This is a genomic window from Enterobacter oligotrophicus, from assembly GCF_009176645.1.
Lineage (GTDB): Bacteria > Pseudomonadota > Gammaproteobacteria > Enterobacterales > Enterobacteriaceae > Enterobacter > Enterobacter oligotrophicus.
Genome location: NZ_AP019007.1, coordinates 2,145,564 through 2,167,764, shown reverse-complemented (window position 1 = coordinate 2,167,764; position 22,201 = coordinate 2,145,564). Strand labels below are relative to the sequence as shown.

Annotated in this window: 22 protein-coding genes; 17 read left to right on the top strand and 5 right to left on the bottom strand. The window is 56.7% G+C overall.

The window, feature by feature from the left end; all coding sequences use genetic code 11:
- Positions 1-40: 40 nt before the first annotated feature.
- The 4 genes from tusA to EoCCA6_RS10465 all read left to right on the top strand — a co-directional run bounded on the left by tusA (position 41) and on the right by EoCCA6_RS10465 (position 3,253).
- Positions 41-283, top strand: coding sequence for a sulfurtransferase TusA (tusA, locus tag EoCCA6_RS10480; RefSeq protein WP_126545892.1), 243 nt, complete (start codon positions 41-43; stop codon positions 281-283).
- Positions 284-462: 179 nt separating this feature from the next.
- Positions 463-1,434: a TRAP transporter substrate-binding protein gene (locus tag EoCCA6_RS10475; RefSeq protein WP_152082596.1), complete on the top strand. Its 972-nt coding sequence runs from the start codon at positions 463-465 to the stop codon at positions 1,432-1,434.
- Between the two features lie 12 nt (positions 1,435-1,446).
- The gene (locus EoCCA6_RS10470; protein ID WP_152082595.1) at positions 1,447-1,956 is read left to right on the top strand and encodes a TRAP transporter small permease; all 510 of its coding nucleotides are present in this window, start codon (positions 1,447-1,449) and stop codon (positions 1,954-1,956) included.
- A 10-nt stretch (positions 1,957-1,966) separates the two neighbouring features.
- Positions 1,967-3,253, top strand: coding sequence for a TRAP transporter large permease (locus EoCCA6_RS10465; protein WP_152082594.1), 1,287 nt, complete (start codon positions 1,967-1,969; stop codon positions 3,251-3,253).
- A 116-nt stretch (positions 3,254-3,369) separates the two neighbouring features.
- Here the strand turns inward: EoCCA6_RS10465 and zntA are convergent, their stop codons facing one another.
- The gene (zntA, locus tag EoCCA6_RS10460) at positions 3,370-5,541 is read right to left on the bottom strand and encodes a Zn(II)/Cd(II)/Pb(II) translocating P-type ATPase ZntA (RefSeq protein WP_152082593.1); all 2,172 of its coding nucleotides are present in this window, start codon (positions 5,539-5,541) and stop codon (positions 3,370-3,372) included.
- 76 nt (positions 5,542-5,617) lie between these two features.
- A complete protein-coding gene (locus tag EoCCA6_RS10455) occupies positions 5,618-6,244 on the bottom strand; it encodes a lysoplasmalogenase (protein WP_152082592.1) in 627 nt (208 codons plus the stop codon).
- A 128-nt stretch (positions 6,245-6,372) separates the two neighbouring features.
- On the opposite strand from EoCCA6_RS10455, the gene EoCCA6_RS10450 reads away from it, so the two are divergent.
- Complete coding sequence (locus EoCCA6_RS10450; protein WP_152082591.1) at positions 6,373-6,732, top strand: DUF2500 domain-containing protein; 360 nt, start codon at positions 6,373-6,375, stop codon at positions 6,730-6,732.
- Positions 6,733-6,814: 82 nt separating this feature from the next.
- Here the strand turns inward: EoCCA6_RS10450 and EoCCA6_RS10445 are convergent, their stop codons facing one another.
- Positions 6,815-7,096 (bottom strand): DUF1145 family protein, encoded by a 282-nt coding sequence (locus EoCCA6_RS10445; RefSeq protein ID WP_010436509.1) that lies wholly within the window; start codon positions 7,094-7,096, stop codon positions 6,815-6,817.
- The gene (gene rsmD / locus EoCCA6_RS10440; protein WP_152082590.1) at positions 7,080-7,682 is read right to left on the bottom strand and encodes a 16S rRNA (guanine(966)-N(2))-methyltransferase; all 603 of its coding nucleotides are present in this window, start codon (positions 7,680-7,682) and stop codon (positions 7,080-7,082) included. Before rsmD ends, EoCCA6_RS10445 begins: the two co-directional genes overlap by 17 nt.
- 127 nt (positions 7,683-7,809) lie before the next feature.
- Here rsmD and ftsY point away from each other — a divergent pair, with 127 nt between their 5' ends.
- The 6 genes from ftsY to livJ all read left to right on the top strand — a co-directional run bounded on the left by ftsY (position 7,810) and on the right by livJ (position 14,796).
- On the top strand, positions 7,810-9,270 hold the full coding sequence (gene ftsY, locus EoCCA6_RS10435) for a signal recognition particle-docking protein FtsY (protein WP_152082589.1): 1,461 nt from the start codon (positions 7,810-7,812) through the stop codon (positions 9,268-9,270).
- A 2-nt stretch (positions 9,271-9,272) separates the two neighbouring features.
- A complete protein-coding gene (ftsE, locus tag EoCCA6_RS10430) occupies positions 9,273-9,938 on the top strand; it encodes a cell division ATP-binding protein FtsE (protein ID WP_006177946.1) in 666 nt (221 codons plus the stop codon).
- On the top strand, positions 9,931-10,986 hold the full coding sequence (gene ftsX, locus EoCCA6_RS10425) for a permease-like cell division protein FtsX (RefSeq protein WP_152082588.1): 1,056 nt from the start codon (positions 9,931-9,933) through the stop codon (positions 10,984-10,986). Before ftsE ends, ftsX begins: the two co-directional genes overlap by 8 nt.
- A 252-nt stretch (positions 10,987-11,238) precedes the next feature.
- Entirely contained in the window at positions 11,239-12,096 is an 858-nt protein-coding gene (gene rpoH / locus EoCCA6_RS10420) for an RNA polymerase sigma factor RpoH (RefSeq protein ID WP_028015143.1), read from the top strand.
- A gap of 136 nt (positions 12,097-12,232) precedes the next feature.
- Positions 12,233-13,498: a 4-aminobutyrate--2-oxoglutarate transaminase gene (locus tag EoCCA6_RS10415; protein ID WP_152082587.1), complete on the top strand. Its 1,266-nt coding sequence runs from the start codon at positions 12,233-12,235 to the stop codon at positions 13,496-13,498.
- A gap of 197 nt (positions 13,499-13,695) precedes the next feature.
- Positions 13,696-14,796: a branched chain amino acid ABC transporter substrate-binding protein LivJ gene (gene livJ, locus EoCCA6_RS10410; RefSeq protein ID WP_152082586.1), complete on the top strand. Its 1,101-nt coding sequence runs from the start codon at positions 13,696-13,698 to the stop codon at positions 14,794-14,796.
- 90 nt (positions 14,797-14,886) lie between these two features.
- Here livJ and panM read toward each other — a convergent pair whose 3' ends face one another.
- On the bottom strand, positions 14,887-15,276 hold the full coding sequence (panM, locus tag EoCCA6_RS10405) for an aspartate 1-decarboxylase autocleavage activator PanM (protein ID WP_152082585.1): 390 nt from the start codon (positions 15,274-15,276) through the stop codon (positions 14,887-14,889).
- A gap of 424 nt (positions 15,277-15,700) precedes the next feature.
- On the opposite strand from panM, the gene livK reads away from it, so the two are divergent.
- From livK to ugpB, 6 genes are all read left to right on the top strand, one after another.
- The gene (livK, locus tag EoCCA6_RS10395; RefSeq protein WP_152082584.1) at positions 15,701-16,810 is read left to right on the top strand and encodes a high-affinity branched-chain amino acid ABC transporter substrate-binding protein LivK; all 1,110 of its coding nucleotides are present in this window, start codon (positions 15,701-15,703) and stop codon (positions 16,808-16,810) included.
- Between the two features lie 46 nt (positions 16,811-16,856).
- Positions 16,857-17,783 carry a high-affinity branched-chain amino acid ABC transporter permease LivH gene (livH, locus tag EoCCA6_RS10390; RefSeq protein WP_040078237.1) on the top strand — a complete coding sequence of 309 codons (927 nt, stop codon included), beginning with the start codon at positions 16,857-16,859 and terminating at the stop codon, positions 17,781-17,783.
- Entirely contained in the window at positions 17,780-19,057 is a 1,278-nt protein-coding gene (gene livM / locus EoCCA6_RS10385) for a branched chain amino acid ABC transporter permease LivM (protein WP_152082583.1), read from the top strand. The genes livH and livM overlap by 4 nt, the downstream gene beginning before the upstream one ends.
- Positions 19,054-19,818: a high-affinity branched-chain amino acid ABC transporter ATP-binding protein LivG gene (gene livG, locus EoCCA6_RS10380; protein ID WP_152082582.1), complete on the top strand. Its 765-nt coding sequence runs from the start codon at positions 19,054-19,056 to the stop codon at positions 19,816-19,818. Before livM ends, livG begins: the two co-directional genes overlap by 4 nt.
- A 1-nt stretch (position 19,819) precedes the next feature.
- Positions 19,820-20,533, top strand: a complete 714-nt coding sequence (gene livF / locus EoCCA6_RS10375) for a high-affinity branched-chain amino acid ABC transporter ATP-binding protein LivF (protein ID WP_152082581.1) — start codon at positions 19,820-19,822, stop codon at positions 20,531-20,533.
- A 247-nt stretch (positions 20,534-20,780) separates the two neighbouring features.
- Positions 20,781-22,097 carry a sn-glycerol-3-phosphate ABC transporter substrate-binding protein UgpB gene (gene ugpB, locus EoCCA6_RS10370; protein ID WP_152082580.1) on the top strand — a complete coding sequence of 439 codons (1,317 nt, stop codon included), beginning with the start codon at positions 20,781-20,783 and terminating at the stop codon, positions 22,095-22,097.
- Positions 22,098-22,201: the final 104 nt, after the last annotated feature.

The window sequence follows — 22,201 nt, the reverse complement described above, 5'->3', positions numbered from 1 at the left end:
GGGCGTAAACTACAGCCGTTTTATTATGATCGAGAAGAAAATGACCGACCTGTTCTCCAGCCCAGACCACACCCTTGATGCCCAGGGCCTCCGCTGTCCGGAACCTGTCATGATGGTGCGCAAAACCGTGCGCACTATGCAGACCGGCGAAACGCTGTTAATTATTGCTGACGATCCGGCGACCACGCGCGATATCCCCGGTTTTTGTACCTTTATGGAACATGAGCTGGTAGCGCAGGAAACAGAAGCATTACCGTACCGGTATGTGATCCGTAAGGGGTAAACCCTCACCCCGGCCCTCTCCCAAAGGGAGAGGGAGAAAACCTTTCTAAACCATCGTTTCAAAATTTCGCGCTTTTGTGAGGCGCTTCACCTCCGCTTTTCCAGCCGTAGTCTAATTTTTAAGCGTATAAAACTAAAACACCGTTTTAACGCTTACCTCACTACCCTGGAGTTGACTCGATGAAAACGACCCTCAAGCCGTTACTGGCCGCTCTGTGTCTGTCTGCTTTTGCCTGCTCCGTTTCTGCTCAAACCATTAAAGCTGCTGATGTTCACCCTGAAGGCTACCCGAACGTGGTGGCGGTGCAGCATATGGGTGAAAAACTCAAACAACAAACCGATGGCAAACTGGAGATCAAGGTTTTTCCTGGCGGTGTATTGGGTGATGAAAAACAGATGATTGAACAGGCGCAGATGGGGGCTATCGACATGATCCGTGTCTCGATGGCACCTGTTGCCGCCATCCTGCCGGATATTGAAGTCTTTACGCTGCCCTATGTGTTCCGCGATGAAGACCATATGCACAAAGTTATCGACGGGGATATCGGCAAACAAATCGGCGATAAACTGACCGCCAACCCGAAATCCCGGCTGGTCTTCCTCGGCTGGATGGATTCCGGTACGCGTAACCTGATCACCAAAGAGCCGATCGTCAAACCGGAGGATCTGAAAGGGAAGAAGATCCGCGTGCAGGGTAGCCCGGTTGCGCTCGCCACGCTGAAAGACATGGGGGCGAACTCGGTGGCGATGGGCGTCAGCGAGGTTTACAGCGGCATGCAAACCGGCGTGATTGACGGCGCAGAGAACAACCCGCCGACCTTTATCGCCCATAACTACATGCCAGTCGCCAAAAACTACACCCTGAGCGGCCACTTTATCACCCCGGAAATGCTGCTCTACTCAAAAGTGAAATGGGACAAACTCAGCGCCGACGAGCAGCAAAAAGTGCTGACCCTGGCGCGTGAAGCGCAGTTTGAGCAACGCAAGCTGTGGGATGCTTATAACGCCCAGGCGCTGGAGAAAATGAAGGCGGGCGGGGTGCAGTTCCACGACATCGACAAAACGGTGTTCATCAAAGCCACAGAGCCGGTGCGCGCCCAGTATGGCGAAAAGCATCAGGATCTGATGAAAGCCATCGCTGACGTCCAGTAAACCGGAGCATGTATGTCCGAACTCTACCTGAAGTGGATGGACCGTCTGTACCTGCTCGCCATGACCGTGGCGGGCATTTCCCTGCTGGTGATGACGGTTGTGATTCCGATTGGCATCTTCTCGCGCTACGTGCTTAACCGCGGCGAGTCCTGGCCGGAGCCGATTGCCATTATCTGCATGGTGACGTTTACCTTCATTGGCGCGGCGGTAGGCTACCGCGCCGGGTCGCATATTGCGGTAAACATGCTCACGGACCGGCTGCCAGAAGGGCTGAAAAACCTCTGCGCCCGCGTGGTCGACCTGCTGATGTTGCTGATCTCCGCTCTGATGTTCTGGTACAGCCTCTGGCTGTGCGTCGATCTCTGGGAGCAGCCTGTCGCGGAATTCCCGATCCTGACCTCCGGTGAAAGCTATCTGCCGCTGCCGGTTGGGTCCGCCATTCTGATCCTGTTTGTTGTTGAACGCCTGCTGTTTGGCTCGCAGGAAAACCGTCCCGTCGTGCTGATCGGCAACCACAGTTAAGGGGTGAACAATGGATGCATTTGTTTTGTTATTCACCCTCGCCATTTTGCTGGCGCTGGGGATGCCGGTGGCCTTTGCCGTCGGGCTAAGCGCCGTGGCAGGGGCGCTGTGGATTGATCTGCCGCTGGAGGCGCTGATGATCCAGATCACCAGCGGGGTGAACAAATTTACCCTGCTGGCGATCCCGTTCTTCATCCTTGCCGGGGCGATCATGGCAGAAGGGGGCATTGCACGACGGCTGGTGAATTTCGCCTACGTATTTGTCGGCTTTATACGCGGCGGGCTGTCGCTGGTGAATATTGTTGCCTCGACGTTTTTTGGGGCGATTTCCGGTTCATCGGTGGCGGACACGGCCTCCATTGGCAGCGTGATGATCCCGGAGATGGAGAAGAAGGGCTACCCGCGCGAATACGCAGCGGCGGTGACGGCCAGCGGGTCGGTGCAGGCGATTTTAATCCCGCCCAGCCACAACTCGGTGATTTACTCGCTGGCGGCGGGCGGCACGGTTTCTATCGCCACGCTGTTTATCGCGGGCGTGCTGCCGGGGCTGCTGCTCGGCGTAAGCCTGATGGTGCTGTGTCTGGGGTTTGCCCGCAAACGCGGCTATCCGAAAGGAGAAAAAACTCCGTTTAAGCAAGCGCTAAAAATCATGCTCGATGCACTGTGGGGGCTGATGACGGTAGTAATTATCCTCGGCGGGATTTTGTCCGGGATATTCACCGCAACCGAATCCGCAGCCGTGGCCTGCCTGTGGGCGTTCTTTGTCACGATGTTTATCTATCGCGACTATAAGTGGAACGAACTGCCAAAGCTAATGTGCCGGACGGTCAAAACCGTCACCATCGTGATGATTTTGATCGGCTTTGCCGCGGCGTTTGGCGCGGTGATGACCTATATGCAGTTGCCGACGCGCATTACAGAGTTCTTCACCTCGCTGTCGGATAACAAATACGTGATCCTGATGTATCTCAATATCATGCTGCTGCTGATTGGCACGCTGATGGACATGGCTCCGATCATTTTGATCCTGACGCCGGTGCTGCTGCCGGTGACTAATTCGCTGGGGATCGACCCGGTGCATTTCGGGATGATCATGATGGTCAACCTGGGGATTGGGCTGATTACTCCGCCTGTCGGGTCAGTGCTGTTTGTGGCGAGCGCGGTGAGCAAACAGCGGATCGAAACGGTAGTCCGCGCCATGCTGCCGTTCTACGGCATGCTGCTGGTGGTCTTGGGGATGGTGACGTATATCCCGGCAATTTCTTTATGGTTGCCGAGGGTGTTAGGGATGCAGTAACGCCGCTCTTCTCCCTCTCCCTGTGGGTGAGGGTTGGGGTGAGGGCATCAAGCCGCACCCCAACCCATTGCCGGGTGGCGGCTACGCCTTACCCGGACTACGGTTCGATAACGATTTTATTTCCGACGTAATAACCGCAACGCGTTCGCCGTGACCAGCACCGTCGCCCCCGTATCCGCCAGCACTGCCAGCCATAGCCCGGTCATGCCGAGCAGCGTGGTTACAAGGAAAATGCCCTTCAGACCCAGCGCAATGCCAATGTTCTGGCGAATATTGGTGCGGGTTGCCCGTGCCAGCCCAATCATCTGCGCCAGCCCGGTCAGTCGGTTGTGCGTGAGCGCCGCGTCCGCCGTCTCCAGCGCCACGTCGGTGCCGCTGCCCATCGCAATGCCGATGGTGGAGGCTTTCATCGCCGGGGCATCGTTAATGCCGTCTCCGACCATCGCCAGCGGCGCGTGCGCGTTCAGTTCTGTCACGGCACGAACCTTATCCGCAGGCAATAATCCGGCTTTGAATTCCAGCCCCAGTTCACCGGCAATCGCCGCCGCCGCGCGCGGGTTATCGCCTGTCAAAATCACACCCTGCACACCCAGCTGATGCAGCGCCGCCACGGCGTCTTTTGCGTCATCGCGCAGGGTATCACGCAGCGCCAGTATCCCTTTCACCACATCGTCCTGTATGACGGCAACGACCGTCTGGCCAGCTTGTTCTAACGCCTCAACCTGTGGGTCAGGGGAGTGACCCGCCGCGACAATCACTATTTTTTTACCCGCGACTTCGGCCTCAATCCCTGACCCGACCAGCGCTCGTTGTGCGGTTGCCATCGGAATGTTCAGCCCGCGCGCCTGCGCTTCACGCACAACCGCCTGCGCCAGCGGGTGGGTTGACCCCTGCTCCACGGCGGCGGCCAGCGTAAGCAGTTCGTTTTCACTGATATCCTGCGGATACACACCGGTGACCTGCGGCTTGCCGACGGTCAGCGTGCCGGTTTTGTCGAACGCAATATGTTGAACCTGGCTCAACTGTTCCAGCGCCGCGCCACCCTTAATCAACGCACCGCGACGTGCCGCTGCCGCCAGGCCGGACGTAATCGCTGCTGGCGTGGAAATCACCAGCGCACACGGGCAGCCAATCAGCAGCAGCGTCAGCCCTTTATAAATCCAGCCTTCCCACGGCGCGCCGAAGAACAGCGGTGGGACGAGCGCCACCAGCAGGGCAACCAGCATGATGGCAGGCGTGTAAACCCGGCTAAAGCGGTCGATAAAACGTTCGACCGGCGCGCGGCGCTCTTCGGCCTCTTCAATCAGCTTCAGGATACGGTCAATGGCGCTGTCGCCTGGCTCAGAAAGTACCTTCAACTGCACCAGGCGATCGACGCTGGTGGCTCCGGCAGGCACTTTTTCACCCGCCGCGCGTTCTACCGGAATGGACTCTCCGGTGAGAGCACTTTCGTCAAAGCTGGCGTTGGCGGTGAGCAGCGCGCCATCCGCAGGCAAACGCCCGCCGGCGGCGACTTCAATGACATCGCCAGGGCGCAGGGTAGAAATAGCGGTTGTTTCGCGATTGCCGTTCACGACCCGCGTGGCGGTTTCGGGCTTCAGGGCCATTAACGCACTGACGCCTTTACGTGCGCGGCTTGCCGCCCAGCCCTCAAGACGTTCGCCGATTAAGAACAGCAGCAGAACCATCGCCGCTTCCGCCGTCGCGCCGATAAACAGCGCACCAATGGCCGCCACGCTCATCAGCGTTTCGATGGCAAACCAGCTGCCGCTTTTCATCAGACGCAGCGCCTGACGGACAATCGGGAACAGCCCGACCAGCGTGGTGGCGATAAACGCCAGGTTGCCGAACGGATGGTTAATCTGCTCCAGCCCCCAACTGAGGGCCATCATGATGATGAGGGTGATCAGTGGCAGATTTTCTTTTAAAGATGACGTTTTCTCTGCGGGGGCGGTTTCGCTACGCAGGGCGTAACCCGCCTTGCTGACGGCGGCTTCAACCTGTTGGCTGACGTCAGTATCGGCGCTTACCAGCAGTTTTTCAGTAGCGAACAGTACCTGAACGTGGCTGACGCCTGGCACCTGTTTGACTGCGTTTTCCACTTTACGGGCGCAGGCCGCGCAGTCCATACCGTTGACCAGCCAACTGTAGCGGTTGCCGCTTTCAGGCAGCGGCGCACTATTTGTGTCGCACGCTCCGTCGCAGCAGCATTCCTCTTTCGGTGGAACCGGGTTGAGCTTAAGTGCCGAGAATTGCGGGATTTTTTTAGGTATTTCTGGAGTCGACATGGCAGTCTCCGGTAATGATAATTTTCTCATTAACCGCAGCATACACTCTGGAGTCGACTCCAGAGTCAAGCGTTATTTAGATATACAGCGAACGCACAATCAGGAAGTGTCCGGCAAAGTAACAGGCGGCGGAAATCGCGTTATCCGCGCGGAAGCGGCGGCGATAATGGCTGCCCAGCCAGACGATATTACCGAGTAACAACAGCGCTGCACCGAAGAAGGCGGACATCGCCTGCGACGTTGGACGGAAGAACCACAGCTCGCCCGCCAGCCACACCATCACCAGCGTCATGGCGATAAACGTACAGACCGGCAGACGCATCTCTTCCAGACGCGTCCAGATCACCGCGATCAGCAGCGCGCCAATCACCAGCAACACCAGCGGCAGTGGCCAGAAGAAAGAGAGCGTCATCTGGCTGGCAAAGTAGATGGTATAAAGCAGATGCGACAGGAAGAACGCGCCCACGGCATACAGCAGACGCTGGCGCGGCAGCAGAGTTAAGGCATCACCAATCAACGACGCGCACAGCCCTGCAAGCACCAGATAGCTGATGGCGTTAAACATCGGTGCCTGCCAGGCCAGCAACAGCAGGAGCAGCAACGTGACGGGTTTAAACAACCAGCGCTGCCAGGCAGGGCCGCGGTACGACGCATCGACAAAAAGCCATGCGGACAAACAGACGGCGATAAATGACCAAAGCATATTAACTCCCTGTATCTGTTAAGGCTGAAAATCAGTTTCTGATCCAGTGTAGTGACGCGGGCGGGCGTTTGGCAATGCCGGGGCAGGCAAGGTATCCTGATTTCCGCATAATCTGATGGGATTTTTAAATGAGCAAGATGCCGCTGTTTTTCATTATCGTGGTGGCGATCATCGTCATTGCCGCCTCGTTCCGTTTCGTGCAACAGCGCCGCGAGAAAGCGGACAATGACGCCGCGCCGCTGCTGCAAAAGCGCGTGGTGGTGACGAACAAACGCGAGAAAGCGCTCAATGACCGCCGTTCCCGCCAGCAGCAGGTGACGCCTGCGGGAACCACGATGCGCTATGACGCGAGCTTTAAGCCGGAAACCGGCGGGCTGGAGATGACTTTTCGTCTGGACGCGCAGCAGTACCATCAACTGACGGTGGGAGAGAAAGGGACGCTGAGCTATAAAGGATCGCGGTTTGAAGGGTTTGAATCGGAGCAGTAATTTTCCCTCACCCCGGCCCTCTCCCAGAGGGAGAGGGTGTAATCGTCCCCTCTCCCTCTGGGAGAGGGTTAGGGTGAGGGTGTTACTTCTTCACCTGCGCCTTAAACTTTTTCATCCACACCAGCAGTTCAAACACGCCGAAAATAAACACCCGTAGCTGCTGCCAGCCGGTCATCTGTGGGCCATCTTTCGGCAGGCCGTTTTTCAGCATCACCATCTGCAGGGCATGCATGAATGAGGTGAAAATCAGCGCGACGTTAACGAAAATGTTCATCGGGCGCGGGAACGGGTGCACCAGATTCAAAATCAAAAACGCCCAGACGCCCAGCATCAGTAAACGTCCCAGGTTAATCAGTACCGGCATCGGAGCCTCCTTGTGCCTGACGGTGATACAGACGATAAGCGACCTGGCCTGCCACTTTTTCGCGGTGCAAATCCCAGTGCACGGGCACCGGCGGTAAACCGTTTTCCACTTCACTCTCTACATAAATAAGCGCGTCATCCGCCAGCCAGCCATTTTGCTCCAGCAGGGATAACGTCTCTTCCAGCAGCCCCTTGCGGAACGGCGGGTCGACAAAGACCACGTTGTGCGGCGTGCCCTTTTGCGCGAGAAAACTCAGCGTATTGGTGTTCACCACTTTTGCGTTGGTGGCTTTCAGCGTCGCCAGATTTTGCTGCAGCGTCTGCGCAACGCCGCGCTCCATCTCCAGAAGTGTGGCGCTGGCGGCATAGCGCGACAGCGCTTCCAGCCCTAATGCGCCGCTTCCGGCGAAGCAGTCCAGGCAATGGGCGTCTACCATTGACGGGGCCAGCCAGTTAAACAGCGTCTCGCGCACGCGGTCGGTGGTGGGGCGTAAACCGGGGCTGTCCGGCACCGGTAATTTCCGGCCTCGCCACTGACCGCCAATAATTCGAATTTGACCGGCCGGGGCGCGGGTGGGTTTCTTCATCTCAGGAAAGCTCTGTTAACAATTGGCCTGCGATTGCGGGCGGTGATGTCAATTAAGTAAAGTGTTAGACTATTTCATCATTTTTTTAGCTTCCATGTATATAGCGCCGCGAGGAGTGTAGTCGCAGATGGCAAAACAAAAAAAACGTGGCTTCTTTTCCTGGCTGGGTTTCGGTGAAAAAGAGCAAGAAACAGAACAGAAAACCGAAGAACAACAGGTTGTAGAAGAGCAGTCACAGCCTGAAACGCCTGTAGAGACCGCTGCGGTTGTCGAAGCGGAAGAGCCTGCCCACAGCAAAGAAGAGATTGAATCCTTTGCACAAGAGGTGGTTGAGGTCACTGAACAGGTTCAGGAGAGTGAGAAGCCAGAACCGGTCGTCATCGAAGCCGTTACCGAAGCGCCGCAGGCCGTTATCGAACACGAAGAGCTGCCGCTGCCGGAAGAGGTGAAAGCCGAAGCAATTTCTGCCGAAGAGTGGCAGGCCGAAGCGGAAACCGTTGAAATCGTTGAGGCGGTAGAAGAAGAAGCGGCCCTGGAGCCAGAGCTGACCGACGAAGAGCTGGAAGCCCAGGCGCTGGCGGCAGAAGCCGCGGAAGAAGCGGTTATCGTCGTGCCGGTGGAAGAACAGGCCGAAGCGGAAATCGTTCAGGAACAGGAAAAACCGACCAAAGAAGGTTTCTTCGCTCGCCTGAAACGTAGCCTGCTGAAAACCAAAGAAAACTTAGGTTCCGGATTTATCAGTCTTTTCCGCGGCAAAAAGATCGACGACGATCTGTTTGAAGAGCTGGAAGAGCAACTGCTGATTGCGGACGTGGGTGTCGAAACCACCCGTAAGATTATCGCCAACCTGACCGAAGGGGCGAGCCGCAAACAGCTGCGCGATGCCGAAGCGCTGTACGGCCTGCTGAAAGACGAGATGGGTGAAATTCTCGCAAAAGTTGACGAACCACTTAATATTGAAGGCAAAACGCCTTTTGTTATTCTGATGGTTGGCGTCAACGGTGTGGGGAAAACCACCACCATCGGCAAGCTGGCGCGTCAGTTCGAGCAGCAGGGTAAATCGGTGATGCTGGCGGCGGGCGATACCTTCCGTGCGGCGGCGGTTGAGCAACTGCAGGTCTGGGGCCAGCGCAACAACATCCCGGTGATTGCCCAGCATACCGGTGCGGATTCCGCATCTGTGATCTTCGATGCCATCCAGGCGGCGAAGTCGCGCAATGTGGACGTGCTGATTGCCGATACCGCAGGGCGTTTGCAGAACAAAGCGCACCTGATGGAAGAGTTGAAGAAAATCGTCCGCGTCATGAAGAAGCTGGACGAAGACGCACCGCATGAAATTATGCTGACTATTGATGCCAGCACCGGACAGAACGCTGTTAGCCAGGCGAAGCTGTTCCATGAAGCGGTAGGATTGACGGGGATCACGCTGACCAAGCTGGACGGCACCGCCAAAGGTGGGGTGATCTTCTCCGTGGCCGATCAGTTCGGCATTCCTATCCGTTACATCGGTGTGGGCGAGCGTATTGAGGATTTGCGTCCGTTTAAGGCGGACGACTTTATTGAGGCATTATTTGCCCGAGAGGACTAACAATGATTCGCTTTGAACACGTCAGCAAGGCCTATCTCGGTGGGAGACAAGCGCTGCAGGGGGTGACATTCCACCTGCAGCCAGGCGAGATGGCATTCCTGACCGGCCATTCCGGCGCGGGGAAAAGTACCCTGCTCAAGCTGATCTGTGGGATCGAACGGCCCAGCGCCGGGAAAATCTTTTTCAGCGGCCACGACATCAGCCGCCTGAAAAACCGTGAAGTGCCGTTCCTGCGTCGTCAGATTGGCATGATTTTCCAGGATCACCACCTGCTGATGGATCGCACCGTTTTTGATAACGTCGCTATCCCGCTGATTATTGCCGGTGCCAGCTATGATGACATCCGCCGTCGCGTCTCTGCGGCGCTGGATAAGGTCGGGCTGCTGGACAAAGCGAAGAACTTCCCAATCCAGCTTTCCGGCGGTGAACAGCAGCGTGTGGGCATTGCCCGTGCGGTGGTGAACAAGCCTGCCGTGTTGCTGGCGGATGAACCGACCGGTAACCTGGACGACGCCTTGTCCGAAGGGATTTTGCGTCTGTTTGAGGAATTTAACCGCGTGGGGGTCACGGTATTAATGGCGACGCACGACATCGGGCTGATCTCCCGTCGTTCGTACCGCATGCTGACCCTGAGCGACGGTCATTTGCACGGAGGCCACGGTGAATAAGCGTGATGCAATAAACCAGATTCGGCAGTTCAGCAACCGGTTTGACCGTTTCCGCAAGCCGCAGGGCGGCGGTGACAGCAATCGCAATGCGCCGAAGCGTGCGAAAGCCGCGCCGAAGCCAAATTCCCGCAAGACCAACGTCTTCAACGAGCAGGTGCGCTACGCTTTCCACGGCGCGCTGCAGGATTTGAAAAGCAAACCGCTGGCGACGTTCCTGACGGTGATGGTTATCGCCATCTCCCTGACGCTGCCGAGTGTCTGCTACATGGTTTACAAGAACGTGAATCAGGCGGCATCGCAGTATTACCCGTCGCCGCAGATCACCGTTTATCTGGACAAGGCGCTCGACGATAACGCGGCGGCGCAGGTGGTCGGGCAAATCCAGGCCGAACAGGGTGTGGAGAAGGTTAACTATCTTTCGCGCGATGAAGCGCTGGGTGAGTTCCGCAACTGGTCCGGCTTTGGCGGTGCGCTGGATATGCTCGAAGAGAACCCGTTGCCTGCCGTGGCGGTAGTGATCCCGAAGCTCGATTTCCAGGGCACCGACTCGCTTAATACCCTGCGCGACCGTATCACCCGCATCAACGGGATTGATGAAGTGCGCATGGACGACAGCTGGTTTGCGCGCCTCTCTGCCCTGACCGGGCTGGTGGGCCGTGTGGCGGCAATGATTGGCGTACTGATGGTAGCGGCGGTGTTCCTCGTCATCGGTAACAGCGTGCGCCTGAGCATCTTCGCCCGTCGCGACACCATCAACGTGCAGAAACTGATTGGTGCGACGGATGGTTTCATCCTCCGCCCGTTCCTCTACGGTGGTGCGTTATTAGGTTTTTCGGGTGCATTTCTTTCATTGATTTTGTCAGAAATTTTGGTGATGCGGCTTTCGTCTGCCGTCACCGAAGTGGCGCAGGTTTTCGGAACGAAGTTTGATATCAGTGGCTTAGGGTTCGATGAGTGCCTGTTGTTGCTGCTGGTCTGCTCCATGATTGGCTGGATAGCCGCATGGCTGGCAACTGTGCAACATTTACGTCACTTTACTCCCGACTAATAAAAGCGTGGTATAATCTTTCCCTGCACCGAGATGTTCGCTCTGCAGGGAAAGAGTCCCTGTTGCCTCTTCCCCGCATTATCATTTCCATGTCACATTTTGTGCGTAATTTATTCACCGTTGCACCTGGAACTTGTGGATAAAATCACTGTCTGATAAAAGAGTGAGTGCTAATCTCGTTGCTCAAACGCTTTGGCATGGTTGTTGCCTGACGGGGACAACCTGGACCAGAAGAAACATTGAGAGGAATGAATGACCAAAGAAATGCAAACTTTAGCTTTAGCCCCTGTTGGTAACCTGGAATCTTACATCCGGGCTGCGAACACCTGGCCGATGTTAACGGCCGAGGAAGAAAAGGAGCTTGCTGAAAAGCTGCATTACCAGGGCGATCTGGAAGCAGCGAAGAAGCTGATCCTGTCTCACCTGCGCTTTGTTGTTCACATTGCTCGTAATTATGCGGGCTATGGCCTGCCGCAGGCGGACTTGATTCAGGAAGGTAACATTGGTCTGATGAAGGCTGTACGTCGCTTTAACCCGGAAGTGGGTGTGCGACTGGTCTCCTTCGCCGTGCACTGGATCAAAGCTGAAATTCACGAATACGTGCTGCGTAACTGGCGTATCGTGAAGGTCGCCACGACAAAAGCGCAACGCAAACTGTTCTTCAACCTGCGTAAAACCAAGCAGCGTCTGGGCTGGTTCAATCAGGATGAAGTGGAAATGGTGGCGCGCGAGCTGGGTGTATCCAGCAAAGACGTCCGCGAGATGGAATCCCGTATGGCCGCGCAGGACATGACATTTGATATGTCCTCCGACGACGACGCGTCCGACAGCCAGCCGATGGCACCGGTTCTGTATCTGCAGGATAAAACCTCTAACTTTGCTGACGGCATCGAAGAGGACAACTGGGAAGACCAGGCGGCGAACAAGCTGACCCATGCGATGGAAGGCCTCGACGAGCGTAGTCAGGACATCATCCGCGCCCGCTGGCTGGACGAAGACAACAAGTCCACGCTGCAGGAGCTGGCCGACCGCTACGGCGTCTCCGCTGAACGTGTGCGTCAGCTTGAAAAGAACGCCATGAAAAAACTTCGCGCCGCTATCGAAGCGTAATTTCCGCGAAGTACACCGAGAACCCTCGAATGCAAATTCGGGGGTTTTGTTTTTTTAGCGCCCGCTCTGGCGAATTTCTCCCCCCTGGCAAACACTTACTGATGCGCTAAGCAGGCGACTTTCTCAGGGGGACAGGGTGAAAAATAACGAACTGAACGACCGGCGTTTACAGGCGACGCCGCGTGGCATCGGCGTGATGTGTAACTTCTATGCCGATAAAGCCGAAAACGCCACGGTGTGGGACGTGGAAGGCAACGAGTACATCGACTTCGCCGCCGGGATCGCCGTGCTGAATACCGGCCATCGCCATCCAAAAGTTATCTCTGCCATCGAAAAACAGCTCCATGCGTTTACCCATACGGCGTACCAGATTGTGCCGTACGAAGGCTATGTGTCGCTCGCTGAGCGCATTAACGCCCGCGTCCCGATTGACGGCCCGGCGAAAACGGCGTTCTTCTCCACCGGCGCAGAGGCGGTTGAGAACGCGGTTAAAATTGCCCGCGCATATACCAAACGCCCCGGTCTTATCACCTTCGGCGGTGCCTTCCACGGGCGCACTTTTATGACCATGGCGCTGACGGGCAAAGTCGCGCCGTACAAGCTCGGCTTCGGGCCGTTCCCCGGCTCGGTGTATCACGCGCACTATCCGAATGAACTGCACGGCGTCAGCACAGCAGAGGCGTTAAAAAGCCTGGAGCGTATCTTCAAGGCGGATATCGCGCCGGATCAGGTAGCGGCCATCATTCTTGAGCCGGTGCAGGGTGAGGGTGGGTTCAACGTCGCCCCCGCTGATTTTATGCAGGCGTTACGGGCCCTGTGCGATACCCACGGAATTTTGCTGATCGCCGACGAAGTACAAACTGGCTTCGCGCGTACCGGCAAACTCTTCTCGATGGAAAACCACTGCGTGAAGCCGGACCTGATCACCATGGCGAAAAGCCTGGCAGGTGGGATGCCGCTCTCTGCGGTCTCTGGCCGCGCAGAGGTGATGGATGCGCCCGCGCCCGGCGGGCTGGGTGGAACCTATGCGGGCAATCCGCTGGCGATTGCGGCAGCTCATGCGGTGCTGGACGTGATTGACGAAGAGGACCTCTGCACGCGTGCGGCGCATCTCGGTCACCACCTGGTGGAAGTCCTCAACAAAGCGAAAGACGGTTGCCCGTATATCGCGGATATTCGTGCGCAAGGCTCAATGGTCGCGGTGGAGTTTAACGATCCGCAAACCGGCCAGCCGTCACCGGAGTTCACCCGTGAAGTACAAGCGCGTGCATTGCAGGAAGGGCTGTTGCTGCTGAGCTGCGGCGTCTATGGCAACGTCATCCGCTTCCTGTATCCGCTCACCATCCCTGAGGTTCAGTTCCGCAAGGCACTGGATATTATCTCTGCGGCGCTGACTCGTTAAAGCCAGAAGCCCGACGGAAATCTCTGTCGGGCTTAGCATATATACATTTCAAATTAGCTATTCCAAAATCATAAAAATGGGGTATGTTTTAGCAGAGTGTGCTGAAAAAGCGCGAGTGGCACACCTATAAACGAAATAAAGCGCTACACAACAACATCACAACAATCGTAATAACCATAATAATGGGGAATCTCAGGATGAACATGAAGGGTAAAGCGTTACTGGCAGGATGTATCGCGCTGGCATTCAGCACCATGGCTCAGGCAGATATCAAAGTGGCTGTTGTTGGGGCGATGTCCGGTCCGGTAGCGCAGTACGGCGATCAGGAGTTTACGGGCGCGGAACAGGCGGTTGCAGACATTAATGCTAAGGGCGGTATCAAAGGCGAAAAACTGCAGATCGTAAAATATGATGATGCCTGTGACCCGAAACAAGCGGTCGCGGTGGCGAACAAAGTGGTGAACGACGGGATCAAATACGTTATCGGTCACCTGTGCTCCTCCTCCACGCAGCCTGCGTCTGACATCTATGAAGACGAAGGCATTCTGATGATCACGCCTGCTGCGACTGCACCGGAACTGACCGCGCGCGGTTATAAGCTGATCCTGCGTACCACGGGTCTGGACTCCGATCAGGGCCCGACTGCCGCGAAATACATTCTGGATAAAGTGAAACCGCAGCGTATTGCGATCGTTCATGACAAACAGCAGTACGGTGAAGGTCTGGCGCGTGCGGTGCAGGATAACCTGAAGAAAGGCAACGCTAACGTGGTGTTCTTCGATGGTATCACCGCCGGTGAGAAAGACTTCTCCACCCTGGTGGCGCGTCTGAAGAAAGAGAATATCGATTTCGTTTACTACGGTGGCTATCACCCGGAAATGGGCCAGATCCTGCGTCAGGCACGTGCGGCCGGCCTGAAAACCCAGTTCATGGGGCCAGAAGGTGTGGCGAACGTCTCCCTGTCTAACATCGCAGGTGAATCTGCTGAAGGCCTGCTGGTGACCAAGCCGAAGAATTACGACCAGGTGCCTGCGAACAAACCGATCGTAGATGCCATCAAGGCGAAGAAGCAGGACCCAAGCGGTGCGTTCGTGTGGACCACCTACGCTGCGCTGCAGTCTCTGCAGGCGGGCCTGAACCAGTCAGCCGATCCGGCTGAGATTGCCACCTGGCTGAAAGCGAACTCCGTCGACACCGCTATGGGGCCGCTGTCCTGGGATGAGAAGGGCGATCTGAAAGGCTTCGAGTTTGGTGTGTTTGACTGGCATGCGAACGGGACTGCTACAGACGCCAAATAAAAGCAAAAAGGCAACGTAAGTTGCCTTTTTTAATGTTTTCTCCCTCTCCCCGTGGGAGAGGGCTGGGGTGAGGGCAACAGGCCGCACACATCAACTCTGACGCTTCTCCCACCCGTTCGCCTGCGCCGTAAACCCTAACGCCTGCATAAATGCTGCCATCACGCCGCGGTCTTCCACGCCCACGTCGGCCATCCACCAGGAGGTGACGCTCGGGTTTTCGCGGATCACTTCTTCAATCAAATACTGCCCCACGCCACGGCGACGGGTAACGTCACGCACGCGCAGTGAATCCAGCGCGCCCTGCGTGCCGCTCAGCGTCACGCGAACGGCGGCCAGTAAACGCTCGTTAAAGCGTGCGGCATAAATGCGGTGATTCTCGTCAACGCTCAGTGATGAAGGGGAGTATTCCGGCCAGATTTTGCCCAGGTCGATATGATCCTGGTCGCTAAAGGTCACCAGACGAACGATAGTCAGTTTCATTAGCTGCTTGTCCAAATCAAAAAGAGTAAGGGCAGTGTACTCAATTTATTCCGCCAGCGGCTTCCTCTTTTTATATCCATATACCAGGTGATTAGTTTTTTGGTAACGCCATGTGTAGTTCGAAAATACATGGATCGAAAAATAAGCAGAATTTTAACCTAAATGGTAGTGATTTATTCGGCGCATTGTACCGTTATTTTATGCTGCCAACTGTGCTTTTATTTGTTTATCTCTGCCTGATTTCAGAATATTATCTTTGCTTAATCGCCTGAAAAATAGAGATTTTAGTCTGGTTTTTGACAAAAAACTGCGCTAAACCATTAAAGGCACTGGTAAAAATAGCGTTGTTCAATAAAAGTACAGAATGCTTTTTAACCATAATAAAACAAAATATAAACATCACGTCACGAATGGGGATTCAGAGATGAAAAGGAACGCGAAAGCATTAATCGCGGGAATGGTTGCACTGTCGATTTCGCAGGCAGCCATGGCGGACGATATTAAAGTTGCCGTTGTCGGTGCCATGTCCGGTCCGGTTGCCCAGTGGGGCGACATGGAGTTCAACGGCGCGCGTCAGGCCATCAAAGATATCAATGCCAAAGGCGGTATTAAGGGCGACAAACTGGTCGGCGTAGAGTATGACGACGCCTGCGATCCTAAACAGGCCGTCGCGGTTGCCAACAAAATCGTGAACGATGGCATCCAGTACGTCATCGGCCATTTGTGTTCATCCTCCACGCAGCCCGCGTCTGATATCTACGAAGACGAAGGCATTCTGATGATCACCCCTGGCGCAACCAACCCGGAACTGACCCAGCGCGGCTATCAGCACATCATGCGTACCGCTGGTCTGGACTCCTCTCAGGGGCCAACGGCCGCAAAATACATCCTTGAGGCCGTCAAGCCGCAGCGCATCGCCATTATTCATGACAAGCAGCAGTACGGCGAAGGTCTGGCGCGCTCGGTTCAGGACGGCCTGAAAAAAGGCGGCGCGAATATCGTCTTCTTTGATGGCATTACCGCAGGCGAGAAAGATTTCTCCGCGCTGATTGCCCGTCTGCAAAAAGAGAATATCGACTTCGTTTACTACGGTGGCTACTACCCGGAAATGGGCCAGATGCTGCGTCAGGCGCGCGCGACTGGTCTTAAAACCCAGTTCATGGGGCCAGAGGGCGTGGGCAATGCTTCCCTGTCTAATATCGCGGGCGGTTCTGCCGAAGGCATGCTGGTAACAATGCCAAAACGCTATGACCAGGAGCCGGCAAACAAGGCTATCGTAGAGGCGCTCAAGGCGCAGAAGAAAGATCCAAGTGGTCCTTACGTCTGGATCACCTACGCCGCGGTACAGTCTCTGGCCACCGCGCTGGAACGTACCGGCAGCAAAGAGCCGCTGGATCTGGTGAAAGATTTAAAAGCACACGGGGCGAACACCGTGATTGGGCCGCTGAACTGGGATGAGAAAGGCGATCTGAAGGGATTTGAATTTGGTGTCTTTAAGTGGCACGCCGACGGGTCTTCCTCGGTCGCCAGATAATTATCCCGCCGCCCGGATTACCGGGCGGGTATAAAAAGGTTTCCTTATGTCCGAGCAGTTTCTCTATTTCTTGCAGCAGATGTTTAACGGCGTCACGCTGGGAAGCACCTACGCGCTGATCGCCATCGGCTACACGATGGTTTACGGCATTATCGGCATGATCAACTTCGCCCACGGCGAGGTGTACATGATCGGTAGCTACGTCTCCTTTATGATCATTGCCGCCCTGATGATGATGGGCATCGACAGTAGCTGGTTGCTGGTCGCCGCCGGGTTTGTCGGCGCGATTGTGATTGCCAGCGCCTACGGCTGGAGTATCGAGCGCGTGGCCTACCGGCCGGTGCGCAGCTCCAAGCGCCTGATTGCGCTGATCTCCGCGATTGGTATGTCTATCTTCCTGCAAAACTATGTCAGCCTGACCGAAGGTTCGCGCGACGTGGCGTTGCCAAGCCTGTTTAACGGCCAGTGGATTGTGGGGGCCAGCGAAAACTTCTCTGCCTCTATCACCACCATGCAGCTGGTTATCTGGATCGTGACCTTCCTGGCAATGCTGGCGCTGACTATTTTCATTCGCTACTCCCGCATGGGACGCGCCTGCCGCGCCTGCGCGGAAGACCTGAAAATGGCGAGCCTGCTCGGTATCAACACCGACCGCGTGATTGCGCTCACCTTCGTGATCGGCGCAGCGATGGCGGCAGTGGCGGGCGTGCTGCTTGGTCAGTTCTACGGCGTGATCAACCCGTACATCGGCTTTATGGCCGGGATGAAAGCCTTCACCGCGGCGGTACTGGGCGGTATCGGCAGTATTCCGGGCGCGATGATCGGCGGCCTGATCCTGGGCGTGGCCGAAGCGCTCTCCTCGGCGTACCTGAGTACGGAATATAAAGATGTGGTGTCGTTTGCCCTGCTGATTCTGGTTCTGCTGGTGATGCCTACCGGTATTCTGGGCCGTCCGGAGGTAGAGAAAGTATGAAACCGATGCATTTTGCAATGGCGCTGCTCTCTGCCGCCATGTTCTTCGTTCTGGCGGGCGTCTTTATGGGCGTCCAGTTAGAACTGGATGGCACTAAGCTGGTGGTGGATACCGCCGCCGACATCCGCTGGCAGTGGGTGTTTATCGGCACCGCCGTGGTATTCCTGTTCCAGCTTCTGCGTCCGGTGTTCCAGAAGACGCTGAAAGGCGTCTCCGGGCCGAAATTCGTGCTGCCTGCTATCGACGGCTCTACCGTGAAGCAGAAGCTGTTCCTCGTGGCGCTGCTGGTGGCGGCTGTAGCGTGGCCGTTCATGGTGTCGCGCGGCACGGTAGATATCGCCACCCTGACCATGATTTACGTCATTCTCGGTCTCGGTCTGAACGTGGTGGTGGGCTTGTCTGGCCTGCTGGTACTGGGCTACGGCGGTTTCTACGCCATCGGCGCGTACACCTTTGCGCTGTTGAACCACTATTACGGCCTCGGCTTCTGGACCTGCCTGCCGCTGGCGGGGCTGGTTTCTGCCGCCGCGGGCTTCCTGCTCGGCTTCCCGGTGCTGCGCCTGCGCGGTGACTACCTGGCGATTGTGACCTTAGGCTTCGGCGAAATTGTCCGTATCCTGCTGCTTAACAACACTGAAGTGACCGGCGGCCCGAACGGCATCAGTCAGATCCCGAAACCGACCTTCTTCGGCCTGGAGTTCAGCCGTTCCGCCCGTGAAGGTGGCTGGGACACCTTCAGCAACTTCTTTGGCATCAAGTATGACCCGTCCGACCGCGTGATCTGGCTCTACCTGGTGGTGCTGCTGCTGGTGGTCATTACCCTGTTTGTGATTAACCGTCTGCTGCGCATGCCGCTGGGCCGCGCGTGGGAAGCGCTGCGTGAAGATGAGATCGCCTGTCGCTCGCTGGGCCTGAACCCGACCCGCATCAAGCTGACCGCGTTCACCATCAGCGCCGCGTTTGCCGGTTTCGCCGGGACACTGTTCGCCGCGCGTCAGGGCTTTGTCAGCCCGGAATCGTTCACTTTTGCCGAATCGGCCTTTGTGCTGGCGATTGTGGTGCTCGGCGGGATGGGCTCGCAGTTCGCCGTGATCCTCGCGGCTATCCTGCTGGTGGTCTCGCGTGAGCTGATGCGCGACTTTAACGAGTACAGCATGCTGATGCTGGGTGGTTTGATGGTGCTGATGATGATCTGGCGTCCGCAGGGCCTGCTGCCGATGACCCGTCCACAGCTGAAGCTGAAGAACGGGCAAGCAAAAGGAGAGCAGGCATGAAGCCTTTATTATCTGTTAACGGCCTGATGATGCGTTTTGGTGGCCTGCTGGCGGTCAATAACGTCAATCTGGATCTGCACAAAAAAGAGATCGTCTCCCTGATTGGCCCGAACGGTGCGGGGAAAACCACGGTGTTTAACTGCCTGACCGGTTTTTACAAGCCGACGGGCGGCACCATCATGCTGCGCGACCAGCATCTGGAAGGGCTGCCGGGCCAGCAGATTGCCCGCATGGGCGTGGTGCGTACCTTCCAGCACGTGCGTCTGTTCCGCGAGATGACGGTGATTGAGAACCTGCTGGTGGCGCAACACCAGCAGCTTAAAACCGGCGTCTTTTCTGGCCTGCTCAAAACCCCGGCCTTCCGCCGCGCGCAGGAGGAAGCGCTTGACCGCGCGGCGACCTGGCTCGACCGTATTGGCCTGCTGCAACATGCCAACCGTCAGGCGAGCAACCTGGCCTATGGCGACCAGCGTCGTCTGGAGATTGTGCGCTGCATGGTGACGCAGCCGGAAATCCTGATGCTCGACGAACCGGCGGCGGGCCTCAACCCGAAAGAGACCAAAGAGCTGGACGAGCTGATTGCCGAGCTGCGCGATCATCACGACACCACCATCCTGCTGATTGAGCATGACATGAAGCTGGTGATGGGCATTTCTGACCGTATCTACGTGGTAAACCAGGGCACGCCGCTGGCGAACGGCACACCGGAAGAGATCCGTAACAACCCGGACGTGATCCGCGCATACCTTGGTGAGGCATAAGATGGAAAAAGCGATGTTAACGTTCGACAAGGTGAATGCCCATTACGGCAAGATCCAGGCGCTGCACGACGTCAGCCTGCATATCAATCAGGGTGAAATCGTCACCCTGATTGGGGCCAACGGCGCGGGGAAAACCACGCTGCTCGGCACGCTGTGCGGCGACCCGCGCGCCACCAGCGGGCGAATAGTGTTTGATGGCAAAGACATCACCGACTGGCAGACTGCCAGGATCATGCGTGAGGCGGTAGCGATTGTCCCGGAAGGGCGTCGCGTGTTCTCGCGTATGACGGTGGAAGAGAACCTGGCGATGGGCGGTTTCTTTGCCGATCGCGATCAGTTCCAGACCCGCATCAAGTGGGTATATGAACTCTTCCCGCGCCTGTGGGAGCGGCGTATTCAGCGTGCGGGCACCATGTCCGGCGGTGAACAGCAGATGCTGGCGATTGGCCGCGCGCTGATGAGCCAGCCGCGCCTGCTGCTGCTGGACGAACCGTCGCTCGGTCTTGCACCGATCATCATCCAGCAGATTTTCGACACCATCGAACAGTTGCGCAAAGAGGGGATGACCATCTTCCTCGTCGAGCAGAACGCCAACCAGGCGCTGAAGCTCGCCGATCGCGGCTACGTGCTGGAGAATGGTCGCGTGGTGCTCTCCGATACCGGCGACGCGCTGCTGGCGAACGAAGCGGTGCGGAGTGCGTACTTGGGTGGCTAAGCCGTCTGTATCGCCCGGTGGCGCTTACGCTTACCGGGCCTACGGGATCGAGTAGGCCGGGTAAGGCGTAGCCGCCACCCGGCTTTTTTTACCCCCCACCCCCTTCACACAACCATCATCCCCCTGACGCTTTGTTGTCACTTATCTGTAAACAAACAGTTATTTTTCTGTCATTCGAGCATGTCATGTTACCTCGCGAGCACAAAACGCGTGATATCGCGCATCCGGCACAATAAGAGAGATGACAATGACATCGTTACGACATACAGCTTTGGGTCTGGCAATCGGTCTGGCTTTTGCGACGAACGCAATGGCTGTCACCACCATTCCGTTCTGGCATTCCATGGAAGGGGAGTTGGGTAAAGAGGTTGACTCCCTGGCGCAACGTTTCAACGACGCCCACCCGGATTACAAAATTGTGCCGGTGTACAAAGGCAACTACGAACAGAGCCTGAGCGCGGGTATCGCCGCCTTCCGTACCGGTAACGCACCTGCCATTCTGCAGGTTTATGAAGTGGGCACCGCCACCATGATGGCCTCTAAAGCCATCAAACCGGTCTACGAAGTGTTCAAAGACGCAGGCATTAACTTCGACGAATCCCAGTTCGTGCCGACCGTCTCCGGTTACTACACCGACTCTAAAACCGGCCATATGCTGTCGCAGCCGTTTAACAGCTCCACGCCGGTGCTGTACTACAACAAAGACGCCTTCAAAAAAGCCGGTTTAGACCCGGAGCAGCCGCCAAAAACCTGGCAGGATCTGGCGGAGTACACCGCGAAGCTGAAAGCGGCGGGGATGAAGTGCGGCTACGCCAGCGGCTGGCAGGGCTGGATTCAGATTGAAAACTTCAGCGCCTGGCACGGTCTGCCGGTCGCCACCAAAAACAACGGCTTCGACGGTACGGATGCCGTGCTGGAGTTCAACAAGCCAGAGCAGGTGAAGCACATCGCGCTGCTTGCCGATCTGAACAAGAAGGGCGACTTCAGCTACTTTGGCCGTAAAGACGAATCCACCGAGAAGTTCTACAACGGCGACTGCGCCATTACCACCGCCTCTTCCGGCTCGCTGGCAGACATCCGCCACTACGCTAAATTCAACTACGGCGTGGGCATGATGCCATACGACGCTGACGTGAAAGGCGCGCCGCAGAACGCCATCATCGGCGGGGCGAGCCTGTGGGTGATGCAGGGCAAAGACAACGGCACCTACAAAGGCGTGGCCGAGTTCCTCGACTTCCTGGCGAAGCCGGAAAATGCCGCCGAATGGCACCAGAAGACCGGCTATCTGCCGATCACCAAAGCTGCGTATGACCTGACCCGTGAGCAGGGCTTCTACAGCAAAAACCCAGGAGCCGATATCGCCACGCGCCAGATGCTGAACAAGCCGCCGTTGCCGTTCACCAAAGGCCTGCGTCTCGGCAACATGCCGCAGATCCGCACCATCGTGGATGAAGAGTTAGAGAGCGTGTGGACCGGTAAGAAGACGCCTCAGCAGGCGCTGGACTCTGCGGTAGAGCGCGGGAATCAGCTGCTGCGCCGCTTTGAGCAGTCGACCAAATCGTAATCTGTGATTTGCCCGGTGGCGCGTAGCGATCCGGGCCTACGACGTGCCACATCCAGGCCGGGTAAGGCGTAGCCGCCACCCGGCATTGTTCAGGAACCAAATCT